The 16,784-nt window shown below is 66.1% G+C and carries 11 protein-coding genes; 3 read left to right on the top strand and 8 right to left on the bottom strand.

From position 1 onward, the window contains the following. Window positions 1–56: 56 nt before the first annotated feature. Entirely contained in the window at window positions 57–506 is a 450-nt protein-coding gene (locus ACWBU6_RS06590) for a DUF2147 domain-containing protein (RefSeq protein WP_452648026.1), read from the top strand. 64 nt (window positions 507–570) lie between these two features. On the opposite strand, the gene ACWBU6_RS06585 is transcribed toward ACWBU6_RS06590, so the two are convergent. The 5 genes from ACWBU6_RS06585 to ACWBU6_RS06565 all read right to left on the bottom strand — a co-directional run bounded on the left by ACWBU6_RS06585 (window position 571) and on the right by ACWBU6_RS06565 (window position 9,031). After that, window positions 571–2,931, bottom strand: coding sequence for an efflux RND transporter permease subunit (locus tag ACWBU6_RS06585; protein ID WP_452648025.1), 2,361 nt, complete (start codon window positions 2,929–2,931; stop codon window positions 571–573). Next, window positions 2,928–4,019 carry a WD40/YVTN/BNR-like repeat-containing protein gene (locus tag ACWBU6_RS06580; protein ID WP_452648024.1) on the bottom strand — a complete coding sequence of 364 codons (1,092 nt, stop codon included), beginning with the start codon at window positions 4,017–4,019 and terminating at the stop codon, window positions 2,928–2,930. The genes ACWBU6_RS06585 and ACWBU6_RS06580 overlap by 4 nt, the downstream gene beginning before the upstream one ends. A gap of 82 nt (window positions 4,020–4,101) precedes the next feature. Next, on the bottom strand, window positions 4,102–5,445 hold the full coding sequence (locus ACWBU6_RS06575; RefSeq protein ID WP_452648023.1) for a DUF1329 domain-containing protein: 1,344 nt from the start codon (window positions 5,443–5,445) through the stop codon (window positions 4,102–4,104). A gap of 22 nt (window positions 5,446–5,467) precedes the next feature. Continuing rightward, entirely contained in the window at window positions 5,468–7,399 is a 1,932-nt protein-coding gene (locus ACWBU6_RS06570) for a DUF1302 domain-containing protein (RefSeq protein ID WP_452648022.1), read from the bottom strand. A 171-nt stretch (window positions 7,400–7,570) separates the two neighbouring features. Further along, window positions 7,571–9,031: a coniferyl aldehyde dehydrogenase gene (locus tag ACWBU6_RS06565; RefSeq protein ID WP_452648021.1), complete on the bottom strand. Its 1,461-nt coding sequence runs from the start codon at window positions 9,029–9,031 to the stop codon at window positions 7,571–7,573. A 129-nt stretch (window positions 9,032–9,160) separates the two neighbouring features. Between ACWBU6_RS06565 and ACWBU6_RS06560 the strand changes: the two genes are divergently transcribed. Further along, entirely contained in the window at window positions 9,161–10,084 is a 924-nt protein-coding gene (locus ACWBU6_RS06560; protein ID WP_452648020.1) for a LysR family transcriptional regulator, read from the top strand. Between the two features lie 6 nt (window positions 10,085–10,090). On the opposite strand, the gene ACWBU6_RS06555 is transcribed toward ACWBU6_RS06560, so the two are convergent. After that, window positions 10,091–10,768, bottom strand: coding sequence for a Crp/Fnr family transcriptional regulator (locus ACWBU6_RS06555; RefSeq protein ID WP_452648019.1), 678 nt, complete (start codon window positions 10,766–10,768; stop codon window positions 10,091–10,093). A gap of 84 nt (window positions 10,769–10,852) precedes the next feature. Between ACWBU6_RS06555 and ACWBU6_RS06550 the strand changes: the two genes are divergently transcribed. Continuing rightward, entirely contained in the window at window positions 10,853–11,710 is an 858-nt protein-coding gene (locus tag ACWBU6_RS06550; RefSeq protein ID WP_452648018.1) for a sterol desaturase family protein, read from the top strand. Between the two features lie 19 nt (window positions 11,711–11,729). Here the strand turns inward: ACWBU6_RS06550 and ACWBU6_RS06545 are convergent, their stop codons facing one another. Both ACWBU6_RS06545 and ACWBU6_RS06540 read right to left on the bottom strand, forming a co-directional pair. Then, window positions 11,730–13,238 carry an ATP-binding protein gene (locus ACWBU6_RS06545; protein WP_452648017.1) on the bottom strand — a complete coding sequence of 503 codons (1,509 nt, stop codon included), beginning with the start codon at window positions 13,236–13,238 and terminating at the stop codon, window positions 11,730–11,732. A gap of 8 nt (window positions 13,239–13,246) precedes the next feature. Then, on the bottom strand, window positions 13,247–16,762 hold the full coding sequence (locus ACWBU6_RS06540; protein ID WP_452648016.1) for a response regulator: 3,516 nt from the start codon (window positions 16,760–16,762) through the stop codon (window positions 13,247–13,249). Between the last annotated feature and the right edge of the window lie 22 nt (window positions 16,763–16,784).

The following is a 16,784-nucleotide window of genomic DNA, read 5'->3' as shown; positions in this document are numbered from 1 at the left end:
CGTGCCGGGTCATACGCTACACTAATTTTCCCCAAATCTAAAAAAGAGACACTCCCATGCGCCTTACCCGCACAGCGGCGCTGGCGGCTGCAGCCTTGCTGGCTGCCGCTCCGGCATTCGCCCAAGATCCCTCCCCTGTCGGCCTGTGGAAGAACATCGATGACGTCAGCGGCAAGCCCAAAGCCCTGATCCGCATCACCGAGGAAAACGGCGCCTTGCAGGGCAAGATCGAAAAGCTGTACCGCGGCCCGAACGAAGAACAGAACCCGGTGTGCGACAAGTGCACCGACGCGCGCAAGGACAAGCCGATCGTCGGCATGGTGATCGTGTCCGGCCTGAAGAAGGACGGCGGCGAATACAACGGCGGCGAGATCCTCGACCCGAACAACGGCAAGGTGTACAAGAGCAAGCTGGAAGTGGCCGACGGCGGCAAGAAGCTCAAGGTGCGCGGCTATGTCGGCGTTTCCTGGCTGGGCCGGTCGCAGACCTGGGAACGGCAGGAGTAAAACCGGTAAACCCGCGGTACCGTTGGGGGTCAGACCCTTGGGTCTGCCCCCCGCTTCACCGGTTTTAACGCTTCGGCAGCAGCAACGACGCCAGCGCCGGAATCATCACGATCGCCCCCACCATATTCCACAGGAACATGAACATCAGGAGCAGGCCCATGTCGGCCTGGAACTTGATGTCCGACCAGACCCAGGTCAGCACGCCCAGCGCCAGAGTCACGCCGGTCAGCGCGACCGCCACGCCGGTGCTCTTCAGCGTTTCGAAGTAAGCCTCCTTCAGCTCCATGCCGCGCTCCAGGAAATGCTGCAGGCGGTTGTAGATGTAGATGCCGTAGTCCACGCCGATACCGATGCCCAGCGCGATCACCGGCAGGGTCGCCACCTTCACCCCCAGTCCCAGGCGCGCCATGATGGCTTCGCACAGCGCCGACGTGATATACAGCGGCACCATGATGCAGATGGTCACGCGCAGCGAACGGAATTCCCACCATACCAGCAGCGCCACGATAGCGTACACCAGCACCAGCATGGTGATTTCGGCCTGCTTGATCACGATATTGGTGGCAGCCTCGATGCCCGAATTGCCCGCCGCCAGGATGAACTGCGCCTGCGGCGTGTTGTTCTCCTTCGCAAAGGCCTGCGCCGCCTGCACCACCCGCGCCAGCGTGTCGGCCTTGTGGTCGGCCAGGAACACCAGCACCGGCAGCATCGAGCAATCGTTGCTGTACAACTCGGACGGAATCATGCGCTGCGCCGAGTTGGACACGAAGCGGTTGCGCGAGAGCGCCTGCCATTTCAGGCTGCCGCCGTTGACGTTGGAGATGATCCGCTTCTGCACCGTAAACAGCGACGTGGTGGACTCCACGCCCGGCACGTTCTCCATCTCCCACTGGAAGCGGTCCACCACTTGGGCGGTCGGATAGGCGCCGCACTCGCCGGCCGGCGTCTTCACCATCACCACGAACACGTCCGAGCTGGTCGAGTAGTGGCTGGTGATGTAGGCGTTGTCGCGGTTGTAGCGCGAGTCGGCCCGCAGTTCCGGAGCGCCCGGATCGAGGTCGCCGATCTTCAGGTCGCGGTTGAGCACGAACGCGGTGGCAAACACGGCCAACGCGCCCAGCACCGCCAGCTTGGCAAACTTCGGCTCCGCAATGCGCGACAGCTTATGCATGAAGCGGTGCTTGCGCTGCGCCTTCCTTTCCTGGTTGCGCAGGCAGGCCTGCGTCACGCCGACATAGGACATCAGCACCGGCAGCAGGAACATCTTGGTCAGTACGATCACCGCCACACCCACCGAAGCCGAAATGGCCAGCTCGCGGATCACGCCGATCTCGATCACCAGCAGGGTCGAGAAGCCCACCGCGTCGCACAGGAGTGCAATGGTGCCCGGGATGAACAACTGGCGGAAGGTCTGCTTGGCAGCCTCGGTGTCGCTCTTGCCGGACAGCCGTTCGGCCGCCATGGTGTTGATGTTCTGCACCGCATGCGATACGCCGATGGCAAAAGTCAGGAACGGCACCAGGATCGAATAGGGATCGAGCCCGAAGCCCAACAGCCGCACGATGCCAAGCTGCCAGATCACCGCCAGCGAACAGCAGAACACCGTCACCAGGGTCGACTTCCAGCAGCGCGAATACCACAGCAGGAGCGCCACCGTCATGGCAAAGGTGATCGCGAAGAACATGCCGATCGCCTTGGCGCCGTGAATCAGGTCGCCCACCACCTTGGCAAAGCCGACGATATGGATCTTCACGCCCTGCGCCTCGTACTTCTCGCGCACCAGTTTTTCCAGCCGCTCCGAGAACAGGCCGTAATCGAGCTTGGTACCCTTGTCCGGGTCGATTTCCAGCAACGGCACCTGCACGATGGTGGACTTCTGGTCCGCCGCCACCAGGCTGCCGATGCGCCCGGAACGCGCCACGTTGGCGCGCACCTCGTCCAGCATGGCCGGCGAGCCGTCAAAACCCTGCGGGATGATCTGGCCGCTGTTCAGGCCAGTTTCGGTGACCTCCATCCACTGCACGTTGGGCGTCCACAGCGACTTCAGGTTGCCGCGGTCCACGCCGGGGATGTAGAACACCTCGTCGGTCACCGCCTTCAGCGTGTCGAGGTACTCCTTGGAGTAGATGTCGCCGTTCTTCGCCTCCACCGCGATACGGATGTTGTTGCCCAGCGGGCGCAACTCGTTCTCGTACTTCAGGTAGTTGGCGATGAAGGGATGGGTGGCGGGCACCATCTTCTGCAAACTGGCGTCCGGCTTGAGCAGCGCCGCCTGCCAGGCAAACAGCACTGAGGCCAGCAAAAAGGCCAGCATGATGACGAAGCGGTGCCGGAACAGGCGCGGCTCAAGCCAGTGCTCGAAGGATGCGAAGCGCTGGTGGTCTTGCTGCTCCGCCGCGCCGGCTTTTTGGTCTTCGCGGATCATTTGGCGCCCTCCCCGGCGGCATCGCCGGCCGCTCGCACGCCGCCCACGCCAGCCAGCAGCACCATGCCATTTAGCGCCAGCATGCCGGCCGTTGGCACCGCGTCGCCCTGGCGCACCACGCGGAAGCTGGCGCCGTCGTCATCGCTGCGCAGCAGCGCGCCGTCCTGGGCCGCCAGCACGATGCTGCCGCCCTGCATGGCGCCGCCCACCAAGCTCTTTTTCGTCACAGAAGGCGTTTCGCGCCAGGTGGCGCCGCCGTCCTCGCTGCGGAACACATGGCCGCCGAAGCCGTAGGCCAGCATGCTGCGGCCGGTGAACATCACGCCATACAGCTGGCCGCCGTAGCCGGTCTCGATGCGCTGCCAGCTCGCGCCGCCATCGAGCGAGCGATACACGTAGCCGCCCTCGCCGGCGATGGCCAGCATATTGCCAGGCCCGCCCGCAATCGCGTTGTAATGCAAGCCTTCGGGATTGGGCAGGCCTGCGCCCATGGAAGTCCAGTTTGCCCCGCCGTCCGTGGTACGGAAGGCCTGGCCGTATGCGCCCACCGCGTAGCCCGTCCTGGCATCGCGGAACCATACGCCCAGCAAAGGGCGCGACGGGCCGAACTTGGCCGCCGCTTCGATATCGCCCAGCGCGTTCTCGGCGTCGGCCAGCGCATTGCCCCCGGTCGCCTGCGCCTTTTCGACTGCAGCTTTGGCATCGGCCAGCATCAAGGCGTTGGCCTGGTTACCGTCAAAGCGGCTGCGCCACTGCGCCCCGCCGTCATTGGTGGAAAGAATCACGCCGTCGTGCCCGACGGCCCAGCCGTTGGACGCATCGGCAAACGCCACGTCGGTCAGCGTGACCGACACCGGTACTTTGGCCTGCTGCCACGGCGCATTGGCGCCGCCATCGCGCACCAGGATGATGCCGCGTTCACCCACTGCCACCGTGCGCTGGCCCGCCAGCGCCATGGCCGTCAGCATGGCTTTGGGCGCCCGTACCGACATGCGCGCCGGCGTTTGCAGCGGGTCGCGCGCCACGGCCGGCAGCACCGCCAATGCGCCCAGCAGCGCAGCAGCGGCCTGAAACAAGACTTTATTCATGCTCTACCTGCGAAAAAATGGGCGCAGCGCTCCCTGAGAACGCAAGCGCCCGAAGAGACACCCCCAAACCCGCTACGCCCTCTTAGTTGGAAGAGCGGCGCAGCGTATCTGGCGTGAAGTTCGACGGATCGAGCTTGACGCCAAATTTGATCGGCTTCTCCTGGTTGGAAATGCCGGACAGCAGGTAGCGGCGTGCCTGCAGGTCGTAGAACACTTCGTAGGCGAAGTAGTGGGTCATCGCATCGTAGTACTGGATGCCGCCGATTTCGTGCACGCGCCACAGTTCACCGCGGCCGTCGTACGAATCGGTGTGCACCACCTGCCAGCTATCCTCGTCCACGTAGAACACGCGCTTGGCGTAGATGTGGCGCTTGTCCTTCTTCAGGGTCGCCTCCACCACCCACACGCGATGCGGCTCGTAGCGCACGAAGTCCTGGTTGATATGGCCGGCACGCACGATGTCGGCATACTTGACCGACTTGTTGGTGATCTTGTAGTTGTTGTAGGAGACCAGCATTTCCTTCTTGCCCACCAGTTTCCAGTCGTAGCGGTCGGGCGCGCCGTTGAAGCCGTCGTAGTCGTCGGTGGTGCGCAGGCCGTCCGCGCCCTGTCCCGGCGAGTCATAGGCCACGTTCGGCGCGCGCAGCACGCGGCGCTGGCCCGGGTTGTAGGTCCAGGCCAGGCGCGATTCCTTCACCTGGTCCAGCGGGTCGACCACCAGCAGCGCGTCGCCGGCCACCGAGGACGGTCCGGTCAGGGTCGCCATGTAGTACAGCAGGCGGTTCGGCTCGGGATTGGCCATGCCCTGCGCGAAGGCCACTTTCTCGGTGCGGGTCACCGGCGTGAAGGCGCCGTTGGTCTGCACCGGGAATTCGGCGGTATAGCGCTCGATGGTGCCGCCGCGGTAGCGCATCAGGTGGTTCCAGATCACTTCCACCCCGCTTTTCGGGATCGGGAACGGCACCGTGGTCCGGGCGATGCCGGTCACGCCGTTGCCGCCGCCGGCCAGTTCGGCCTTGGATGCCTCGGCCTTGACGGTGTCGTACACGGCCTGCGGATAGCCGGCGGTGCGGTAGCTCTTGTAGACATTCATCTTGTAGCTCGGGTAGCGCTTCAGCATTTCCATCTGGCCCGGCGCCAGCACGTCCTTGTACTTGTCCATATTGGCCGCCGTGATGGTGTACTGCGGCGCCTCGTTGGGCAGCGGGTCGGCATAGCCGTTCTTGCTGTCGAAGCCGGCCGGCGCCTTGGTGATGCCGCCGCCCCAGGCCGGGATGGTGCCGGCCTTGTTGCCTTCCTTTTCCGCCCCGACCGGGGTCAGGTCCTTGCCCAGGCGCTCCACTTCGGCCTGCGACAGGCCGGCCAGGGCGCTGCCGGCGATGCACGCCAGCGCAGCGGCCAGCAAGCTTTGCTTCATCATCTTCATCTACGTGTCTCCTGTGTCTCTATTAGAAGTTGGCGCCAATCACGAACTGCATGTTGTCGCGGTCGTGGAACTGGTCGTACTTGGCGCTCTTGTTATAGCTGGTGTAGCTGATGTCGGCGTAGTAGCGGTTGTTGTAGTCCGCGCGCAGGCCGACCGAGCGGGTCTGGCGGTCTTCGACAAACAGGTTGTCCGCCGCATAGCCCTTCACGTCATGCGCGAAGTAGACGCGCGGCTTGAAGTTGATGCCGGCCACCACGTTCGGGAACAGCATCTCGGCCGACAGGCGGTAGCCCCAGGCACTGCTGGTGGCATAGCCTTCGTTCTCGCAGTAGGAGGCGTTGGGCTGGATGCCGGCCGGGCCGCAGGTGCCGCCCAGCGCCGCGGTCGGGCCGAAGTTGTACATGAAGCCGCGCACATAGCGGGTGCTGGTGTTCGGGTTGCCGATGCCGCTCCACTTCTGGCCCGCCACCTCGCCCAGCAGGGTGAGCGAGTCGGCCCCCAGCACTTGCGGGAACTGGCGGATGAAGGAGACCTGGGCCTGGGTCTTGTCCTTGCGGTCGTAGCCGTGGATCACGGTGCCGTTCGGCACCGCCGGGTTGCGCGCGATCACGGCCAGGCCGGCTTGCGGCCCGATGCCCAGCGCCGTGCCCACCAGCAGGTCGATGGCGTTGATCTGCACCGGGATGTCCTTGGTGCGCGACACTTCGCCAAACAGCGAGAAGCCGCCCACTTCGGTGGCCGCCGACAGGCCCAGGATCTTCACGTTTTCGCCGCTGTAGTCCCACACGATATTCCCGGCCGGCAGCACGCCCAGCGTGCCCAGGGCCGGCGCCAGCGACGGCACGGCTTTCACCAGCTGCGCCAGGCGGCCCGACCATACCGACGGCAGCGGCGAGGGCTGCTTGACCACCGACACGATCGGCGAGTGGCTGTGGTAGCGCGCGAAATAGACGCCGAAGTCGGTGGAGATGGCGTCGGCAAAGTAGTGGCTCGAGATGCCGAACTGGCCCGATTTTTTCGGCTTGATCTTTTCCGCCGTGGTCATGCGGAAGTTCAGCGGCATGCTGCGCGACAGGCCGAGCGAGGCCAGCACCGGATTGAGCGCCGCCGGCAGCGCGGCCAGGAACGGCGCGCCGTTGTACTGGCCCTGGTCATTCAGCTTGGTGCCGTCGCCAAACAGCACGGTGCCGTTGTTGCAGTTGAGCGAATCGGCCGCCGACCAGTAGGTGCCGCAGCCGTCCACCACGTTCTGGCGCCAGCCCAGGTTGTAGAACGCTTCCACCGACAGGCCGTTGCCCAGGCCCAGGTTGGCCATCAGGGCCGGCTGCGGGCGCAGGATTTCCTTGACCTGGGCGCCGGGGCGGCGCGCGGCGCTGGTGTCGAAGGCGCCCATCGCGTTAATGCCCGGCACGAACAGCGATTCGCCCCAGTTGATCACCTGGTTGCCCAGCTTGGCGCTCAGCGCCTTGCCGCCCAGGTCCCAGTTGGCGAAGACGTAGGCGTCGGCCAGCGCCGCGCCGTCGAAGGTGGAGAGCTGGTCGAAACCATTGTCGTTCAGCTCACCGTTGGTCTTGTAGCCGTTGTTGAAGTGCCCGTGCGACATCTCCTCGCCCTTCAGCGTCTTGTCGTACCAGGCGAAGCCGCGCATGAACAGGCCGTAGGTGCTGCCTTTCAGTTCCAGCTCTCCGGTCAGCTTGCCGACGGTGGAATAGGCATCGTGCTTCTTGAAGTTCAGGTTGCCGTCGTCGGCGCCGGCGCCTGCCGTGCCGCCGTTGGGGACGGAGATCAGGTTCTTGTCTGCATCCTTCATCCGGATGCTGGTGCCGACCGAAGCATTGAGGGACCAGCGTCCTTCCAGTCCATTGCCGGTGGTGAAGGTATCTGCGTGCGCCAGTGGGGTTGCCAGCGCCGCGGCCACGGCGAGCGCCATGGTACGGTTGTACTTCCTCGTCATCCTTGTGTCTCCTAATGGTTTTACAGCTTCTTATAAAGGCTTATTCAACTGCGTGAACTGCTCGCGCAACTTGGTCTTCTGCACACTGCCTTTGGCTGCGACGCCGCCGGCAAGCTAGCCTAACACTTCATCGCGCGGGGGGGAACTGCCCAGCTTGCATGCACTAATGCGCTACATGCGGCGTTTCAGGAAGTCGGCCAGCGTGTCGAACAGGCGGCCATACGGTGGACGGAACAGGCCGAAGCCATTCAGGCGCGCCTGGCGGTAGATCGGCTTTTGCTTGGAGAAGGCCAGGAAGCCATGCTCGCCGTGGTAGGCGCCGGTGCCGCTGGCGCCCACACCGCCAAAGGGCAGGTTCTCCTGCGCCGCATGCCACAGCGCGTCGTTGACGGTCACGCCGCCGGAGATGGTCGAGCGCAGCACCTTGCTGCAGTTGCGCCGCTCCTTGCCGAACCAGTACAACGCCAGCGGGCGCTCGCGTTGGTTGATGAAGGCGATCGCTTGCGCCAGCGTGTCATACGGCACCACCGGCAGCAGCGGGCCGAAGATCTCTTCGCGCATCACGGCCATTTCGGGCGTCACGTCCAGCAGCAGCGCCGGCACCATGCGCCGCTCGGCGCCGGCGGCGCGCCCGCTGGCCGGCTCCGCCGCGCCGGCGCCCAGGCGCACCACGCGCGCGCCCTGCTCCTGCGCTTCGCGCAGCAGCCGCTCCAGGCGCTGGTAATGACGCTCGCTGACGATGCTGGTGTACTGTTCGTTGCCGGCAAACTGCGGGTACATGGCCGTCGCCGCCGCGCTGACTGCGCGCACGAACTCCTCGACGCGTGCACGCGGCACCAGCGCATAGTCCGGTGCGACGCAGGTCTGCCCGGCGTTGAACAGCTTGCCGAAGGCCAGGCGCGGCGCCGCTTCCGCCAGGTCGCAGCTTTCATCGATGATGGCGGGCGACTTGCCGCCCAGTTCCAGGGTCACCGGCGTCAGGTTGTGCGCCGCGGCGACAGCGACCTGGCGCCCCACTGCCGTGGAGCCGGTGAAGATCAGGTGGTCGAACGGCAGCGCGGCAAATTCGCGGCTGACCTCCACGCCGCCTTCCACCACGGCCAGTTCGTCCGGGCTGAAATACTGGGCCGCCAGCTGCGCCAGCAGGCGCGCAAAGGCCGGCGTCAGTTCGCTGGGCTTGATCATCACGCGGTTGCCGGCCGCCAGCGCTGCAGCCGCCGGCACCAGCGCCAGCTGGCAAGGGTAGTTCCACGGCACGATGTTGCCGATCACGCCCAGCGGCTGCGGCATGATGGCGCTGGAACCGGGCAGCATGTGCAGCGGCGTCGCCACCCGGCGCGGCCGCATCCAGCGCGCCAGCTGGCGCCGCTGCTGGCGGATGGCCGAGCGCACGACAAACAGTTCCGTCAGCACCATCTCCTGCCGCGCGCGCCCGCCGAAGTCGGCATCGATCGCTGCCAGCAGGGCCGCCTCGTTGTCGGCCACCAGCGCCTGCAGGCGGTCGAGCCGGGCGCGCCGCACGGCGGCCGCCGGCAGCATGTCGGCATTGAACGCCGCCCGCTGCACTTGCAGCACCTCAAGCAGCGGCGCGCCGCATCCTACGACGGCCGGGTCGAATTCCTGAACTTTCATCACAGTGTCTCCAGTTGCGCCGCGCTTTATTAACGCTGTCGTTGAAATGAGTATGTGTTTGACACTACTATTCGTCCAATGCATTGTATTTATCCGCACAATGCATATTTCGCATACAAGAGGTATTTCATGGATTTCAAGCGCTTGCGTTACGCCCTGGCCGTGGCCGACGAAGGCAATTTCGTGCGCGCCGCAGAGAAGATTAATCTCAGCCAGCCCGCCCTGTCGCGCGCCGTGCAAACCCTGGAGGAAGAGCTGGGCTTCCTGCTGTTTGACCGCGGCAACCGCAACGTGGCCGTGACGGTGGCCGGCGCCGCCTTCTTCAACCACGCGCGGCGCCTGCTGTTTGATGTACGCAACATGGAGCACGATTTGTCCTTGTTGCGAAATGGCGACAGCGGCCACGTGGCCTTCGGCATCGGCCCCCTGCATTCGGGCGCCCTGCTGCCGCGCATGCTGCGCCAGGTGCGCGCCGACCAGCCGGGCATCAGCCTGTCGGTCACCATCAATACCTCGACCTACCTGGTGGACCACCTGCGCGGCGAGGAAATGGAGTTTTTCATGTCCGACGTGCGCCTGATCGAACCGGCCGAAGACCTGATCATCACCCACGAATGCCGGCAGTACGGCGGCATCTACTGCCGCCCCGGCCATCCGCTGCTGGGACGCGCCGACGTCACCCCGCCCGAGCTGCTGCCCTACGGCATGGCGGCGCCCACCATCCCGGAAGTGCTGATGACGCAGATGAACAAGCTGTTCCGCCTGCCGCCCGGACGCGACCTGCCCATCATGCTCAGTTGCGACAGCGTGCACACCCTGGTCGACGTGGTGGCCGAAAGCGATCTGCTGCTGATCTCAAGCCATGCGGCGCTGGCCGAGGCGGCTGCCGAGGGCAGGCTGGCGCAGGTGCAGGTGCCGCTGCCGCCGCTGTGGGCCGACATTGCCACCATCCGCCTGCGCGGCCGCACCCTGTCGCCCGGCGCGCAGCGCGTGCTGCAGGCGGCGCGCGAAATCCTGGCGCAGCTGGCCGGCACCGAAATGCCGCGGCAGTGACGCCCCTCAGGCCGCGGCAGCGCGCAATGCCTGCAGGTCGCGCAGCTCGATCTGCCCGTAACGCAGGGCGATCGCGCCCGAGCGCGCCAGCGCCTGCAATTCCCGGTTCAGGGTGGTGCGCCCGACACCCAGCATCATGGCGATCTGGTCCTGCGAAGCGCTGATGCTGGCGCGCGTGCTGGCAGCCTGGGTCAGGTCGCCGCGCGCCATCATCAGCAGGCGCCGCGCCAGGCGGGTACGGGTGCTGTGCAGCGCCATGTCGGCCACCAGGCCAAAGGCCGCGTGCAGCCGCTCCGCTTCCAGCCGCGCCATGGCATTGGCAAACACCACGTCCTGCATCAGGAGGATAAAGCGGTCGGCGCTGACCGCCAGCAGTTCGCTCTCTTCCTGCGCCGTAGCCGTGGCGCTGCGCGGCAAGTCCGCCAGCAGCGCCGTTTCGCCGAACCAGTTGCCCGCTTCGGCCATGGTGACGATGGCTTCGTTGCCGTCCGCATGCACGACCGACAGGCGCACCGCGCCGCGCAGCACGCCCCACAGCCCGTCCTGCGCCCCGCCCGCCCGCTCTCCCTGCAGGTAGAGCACCTCGCCCTGCGCCAGGCGCACCCTGCGCGTGACGGCCAGCAAGGCGCCGGCCTGCGCCGCCGGCAAGCGCGCAAACCAGGGGTTGTTGAAGAATATCTGCATGCAAAAAAAGATCCCGAATTGCCCGCAATTGAACAATCTTCGCCGGCGCGCCCCTGCATCATGGATGCCAAAGGAGACCCGCATATGGACAACTACACGATGTACGCGCTGCTCGCACTGGTGATCGCGGGCCTTGCCATGGCGGAAATCGCCAGCCGCCGCTACCGCGACACGGTGCACGCCAGCGCCAATGATACCGCGCTGGAAGCGGGGATGACTGTCAGCCTGCTGGCGCTCACCCAGCCGCTGATCCTGCTGGCCACCGGCGCGCTGGGCCAATGGCTGGCGCCCGGCATGCGCGGTGCCTGGGCCGGATTGCCCGGGTGGGCCTGGGCCGGCCTGCTGCTGGTGGGCGACGACATGACGCAGTACTGGTGGCACCGCATCTCGCATTCGCCGAAGCTGTGGCCGCTGCACCGGGCCCACCATTCGGCGTCCTATATGAGCATTCGCATCACCTACCGCAACAACTTCTTTTACTACCTGATGATGCCGGGCATCTGGTTTGCCGGCGCCATGCTCTACCTGGGTTGCGGCTGGATGTATTTCGCCTATATCGTCGTCAAGCAGACCGTGATCCTGGGCGCGCACTGCGCCTGGGCCTGGGACGAACCGCTATACAAGATCCGCGCGCTGCGCCCCTTGATGTGGGTGGTGGAGCGCACCATTTCCACCCCGGCCACCCACCGTGCCCACCACGCCCTCACCAATGCCGACGGCATCGGCCATTACAAGGGCAACTTCGGCAACCTGCTGTTCTTCTGGGACGTGCTGTTCGGCACCGCCCACATCACGCGCCGCTACCCCGCCGAAGTCGGCCTGCGCGACGACCAGCTGTTCGGCGCGGAGCGTTGGGACAGGCAGATGTTCTACCCCTTGCTCCAGTCGCAGCGCGAGTGCAGCGCCCTCAAATCCGGCGGCAAGATCTACAGCGACGAATAGGGCCGGTTGCGGGAAAGGGTCAGCCGGCCGCCAGCGGCAACCTGAATTCAAACCGCACGCCATGGCCCGGTGCACTGGCCAGGCTGACGCTGCCCTGCAACGCGCCGCATACCAGGTTATTCACGATGTACATGCCAAGGCCGGAGCCGCCGGCGCCGACCTTGGTCGAGAAGAAGGGTTCGAAGATTTTCTGCTGCAGTTCCGGCGCGATGCCGGCGCCGTCGTCGCTGTAGACCAGCAGCACATGGTCGCCGGCCACGCTGGCGGCGATCGACACCTTGCCGCAGCCGCGCCCTTCAAAGCCGTGCAAAATGGAGTTGACGATCAGGTTGTTGAGGATCTGTTCCAGGTGGCCGGGATAGGAATCCATCAGCACACCGGGCGGCACCTGCAGCTCGGCCGTCACATTCGCCTGGCGCATCATGCGTCCCAGCGTGACCAGGATGTCGTGCAGGCAGGCATGCAGGTCGAACTGGCGCCGGCGCTGGCTGGTCTGGTCCACCGCCACGTTCTTGAAACTCTCGATCAGCTCGCGCGCCCGGTCGGCGCTGCGGATCAGCACTTCGCTCGCCTGGCGGCATTCGCCTGCCGACTGGACCAGGCAGGAGCGCGTCAGCTTGCCGGCCAGCGCGTTGTCGGCCAGCTCACCGACACGGTCGCGCAAGGTCGATGCCAGCAGCACCAGGTTACCGACCGGCGTGTTCAGTTCGTGCGCCACGCCGGCCACGATGCCGCCCAGCGCCACCATCTTTTCCTGTTCGACGATCTGCTGCAAGGCCTGGCGCAGCTCGCAACTGCGCGCCTCCTCGGCCTGCTTGCGCTGCGTGACGTCGCGCACCAGCGCCGCAAAAGCGGGCGGCTGCGATTGCGGCACCTGCCACTGCGACACTTCGACATCGAATTCGCGCCCCGTACGGTGGCGTGCACGCTGGCTGCACTCCTGCGCCGGCAGCAGGACCTTGCTTGCCGGCTGGCCCAGCATCTCGTCGCGGCGCCAGCCAAACAGGTCTTCCGCAGCGTTATTCCAGTCGGTGACAACACCCTGGCTGTCGGTGGCGATGAAGGCTTCGCAGGCGCTGTCGATCACCATGCGCAGGCGCCGCTCCGATTCGTGCAGGGCTTGCGTGCGCTCCTGCACCTTGGCATACAGCTCGCACAGCACGGCCACCTTGTTGCGCAGCACGGCCGGCTCGATCGGCTTGTTGAGGAAGTCCACCGCCCCCATCTCATAGCCCTTGAACTGGCGTACCCGGTCATGCAGGCCGGCCGTGACAAAGATGATGGGCAGGTGGCGGGTGCGCGGATTGGCGCGCAGCAGTTCGGCCGTCTCCAGGCCGTCCATCTCCGGCATCTGCACGTCCAGCAGCACCAGCGCGAAGTCCTGCCGGAGCGACTGGCGCAAGGCTTCGTTGCCGGACATGGCCTTGACCAGGTGCAGCGGCAGCGGCATATCTTCCAGCAATGCTTCCAGTGCCGTCAGGTTCTCCGCTCGGTCGTCGACCAGCAGCACCGGGATGTTCAGTTCCATGCGCTCCCCTAGCGTCTTATCCAGACCCGCAGCAGCGACAGCAGCTGCGCGGTATCGATCGGCTTGGCGAGGTAATCGCTGGCTCCCGCCTCCAGGCAATGCTGATGGTCGCCCGGCATCGCCTTGGCGGTCATCGCGATGATGGGCAAGTCCCTGAAGCGGGCATCGGCACGGATGCGGCGCATCGCTTCGTAGCCATCCATCTGCGGCATCATTATATCCATCAGCACCGCGTCGACCTTGCTTTCCGCCTCCAGCCGGGCCAGCGCCTCAAGGCCGTTTTCCGCTTCCAGCACCTGCACCCCGCGGTCGCCGAGCAGGCTGGCCAGCGAGAACAGGTTGCGCATATCGTCATCCACCACCAGCACCTTGCTGCCTGCAAGGGCAAAGGCTTCCGGCTGCGCGTCATGGCCGCCCTGCTCCACGCTGTGCAGGAACAGCTGCACTTCGCCCAGCAGCCGCTCGGGGCTGTGCGCGCCCTTGACGATCACGCTGCGCGCGTAATGGTTCAGCATGCGCAGCTGATCGCGCGTCAGGTCCTGGCCGGAGTGGATGACCACCGGCAGGTGGCGCAGCCCAGGTGTGGCCTGCATTGCCTCCAGCACTTCGTAGCCGGACATGTCCTGCAGGCCCAGGTCCAGCACCATGCCGTCGAAGTGGCCGTGCACCAGCAAATCCAGTGCCTCATGGCCGGACTTGCTGCGCACCACTTCCACGTCCCGCCCCGCCAGCAGCGCGGCCAGACTGCTCGACTGGCTCTCGTCGTCCTCCACCACCAGCACCCGTTTCAGCGCGCTGGCCCAGGCCTGTTCGATGGTGTCGAAGACCTGCGCCAGCTGCTCCGGGCTGACCGGCTTGGTCACCAAGCCAAGCGCCCCCAGGTCACGTGCACGTTGGATTTCGCCCAGGCATGAGATGAAGTGCACCGGCAGGTGGCTGGTGCGCGGATCGGCGCGCAGCTCGCGCATCACCTCCCAGCCGTCCATGCGCGCCATCATCACGTCCAGCAGCACGGCATGCGGCGCTTCATGCCGCGCCAGGTGCAAGCCCTGCTCTCCATCCGGCGCCACCAGCGGCGTATAGCCGCGGTCACGCACGAAGTCTGCCAACAGGCTGGCGAAGAAGGGATCGTCTTCCACGATCAGGATGCGGCGCGCGCCGTCGTCCCCGGCCGGGACGGGCCGCGCGGCGGCCGCCGGTGCCGGCTCCGCCGCGCCGCCCCGCTCCTCGCCGGCGCCGGGCTGCAGCGGCAGCATGAACGTGAAGGTACTGCCTTCCCCTTCCACGCTGTGCAGGTGCAGGGCACCGCCCATGGTGCGCGCCAGCTGGAGCGAAATCGACAGGCCCAGTCCCGTGCCGCCGTAATGCCGGCTGATGCTGCCGTCTGCCTGGCGGAACGCTTCGAAGATGGCCACCTGCTTATCGGCCGGCACGCCGATGCCCGTGTCGCTGACCGCAAACGACAGCTGCTCGCCCGCCACCGACACGCGCAGCGCCACGCTGCCCTGGTGCGTGAACTTGAGGGCATTGGCCAGCAGGTTGCGCAGCACCTGCTGCACGCGCTGCCCATCCATCATCGCCGCCGCCGGCGTACCGGGCAGGCGTTCGACCTGCAATGCCAGCCCCTTCTGCTGCGCCTGCGGCTGGAATTGCGCCAGCAGGTCGTCGCACAGGCCGGCCAGCTCCACCGGCTCGATGTTCAGCTCCACCTTGCCGGCCTCCATCTTGGCCAGGTCCAGGATATCGTTGATCAGGTTCAGCAGGTCGCGCCCGGCATGGTGGATGGTGCCGGCATACTCCAGCTGCCGCTCGTTCAGGTTTTGCGCCTTGTTCTCTTTCAGCAGCGCCGACAGGATCAGCATGGAATTCAAAGGCGTGCGCAGCTCATGCGACATATTGGCCATGAACTCGCTCTTGTAGGCGCTCACGCGCTGGATCTCCTCGCGCTGCCGTTCCAGCAGGTCGGCGCGCTCTTCCAGTTCCGCATTGCTTTGCTGGAGCTCCTCCTGCTGCACCCGCAATTCCTCCGCCTGCTGCGCCGTCTCCGCCAGCAAGGCGCGCGTGCGGTGGCGCGTGATGTTCACTTCCAGCCCGATCGCGATGGCCTCCGCGCCCAGGTCGAGAAAAGCCAGCTCTTTGTCGCTGAAGCGGCGGAAGGCGCCCAGTTCCAGCACCCCCACCATGCTGCGCCCGTGTTGCAGCGGCAGCACCAGCACGCAGCAAGGCTGCGCGCGGCCCAGGGCGGAACCGATTTCCAGGTAGCCCGGCGGCGCCTCGCTGACCAGCATGCGCCTGCCGTCGCGGATGGCCTGCCCGGCCAATCCCTCGCCCGGCACCACGCGCGCCGCATGCCGCTCCTGCGCCAGGCCGTAGCCGGCCAGCAGGCACATGCCCGCCCCCAGCCCTTCGTCGACATACAACGCCCCCACCCGCGCCTCCAGGCGCTGCGCCAGGAAGTCCAGGATGCGCTGCCCGAACACGGCCAGCTCCTGCTCGCCGCGCATTACCGTATTGAGCTCGTTCTGGCTGGACTTGAGCCAATCGCGCGCGCGCTCGGCGATGTTGCTGGCGCGCAGCGCCTCGGTCATCCTGGCGAAGGCCTGGTCAAAGCTGCGCTGCGATTCGGCCAGCGCCGCCACCGACAGCAGCAGGTCGCCCGCCTCGTCATGCGCCACGCCCGCCAGGTCCAGCTGCGGCAGCGGCCCCGGCGCGAAATCATGACCAAGGTCGCCGCTTGCCACGGCCTGCACCGCCGCCACATGGCCGGCGCGTGAATCGGCCAGCGCGCGCGCCGATGCCAGTGCCCGGTGCAGCGGCTGCGCCACATTGCGCTGGTAAAACACGCGCAGCGCCACCGCCACCAATACCAGCACGGCGCAGAAAGCGGCCAGCACCCAGCTGACGATGCGTGTGGCGCTGGCCACCTCGCGCGTGGAATTGACCTCCAGTACGCCGCGCACGTCGCCCAGCTGCCAGTCGGTCTTCGGGCTTTGCGGGTGGCTGTTGTGGCAGGACACGCAAGCTTGCGCGCTCATGCGGTCGGCCAGCGCCACGCGCACCGTGCTGCGGCCATGCACGGTCTCGGTGCGGGAGAAGACGCCGTCCGGGGCCTTCTGCAGGTAGTTCCAGGCATCCTGCGCGAACTGGTCGCTGGCGCGCTCGCGCCGCTGCGGGAAGGGAAATGGGCTGTACAGCTTGACCGTGGTGCCGCCGCCCTGCATCAAGGCGCTCAGGTCGTGGATCATGGTGGCCGGCAGCGGGATGGCGTTTGCCTTGCTGCGGTAGTCGGGGTCCACCTGCATCTCCGACTGCGCCAGCACGCGCGCGGCCACGTTTTCGGTGTAGTACTTGCGCAGCAGGAGGAATTGCCGCACCGTGGCCTGCGCCGCATCCACGGCATCGCGCTCCGCATTCTCGCTGACCAGGATTGGCAATAATGCCGAAATGACCAGACCGCAGCCGGCCAGCAGCAAGGCGATTGGCAGGAACAGCTTCCAGAACAAGCTGCTGGAACGTGCGAGCACGGCGAGCCTCCGCAAGGCTGGG

The organism is Pseudoduganella sp. HUAS MS19 (assembly GCF_053615455.1).
This window is presented reverse-complemented; position numbering and strand designations above follow the sequence as displayed.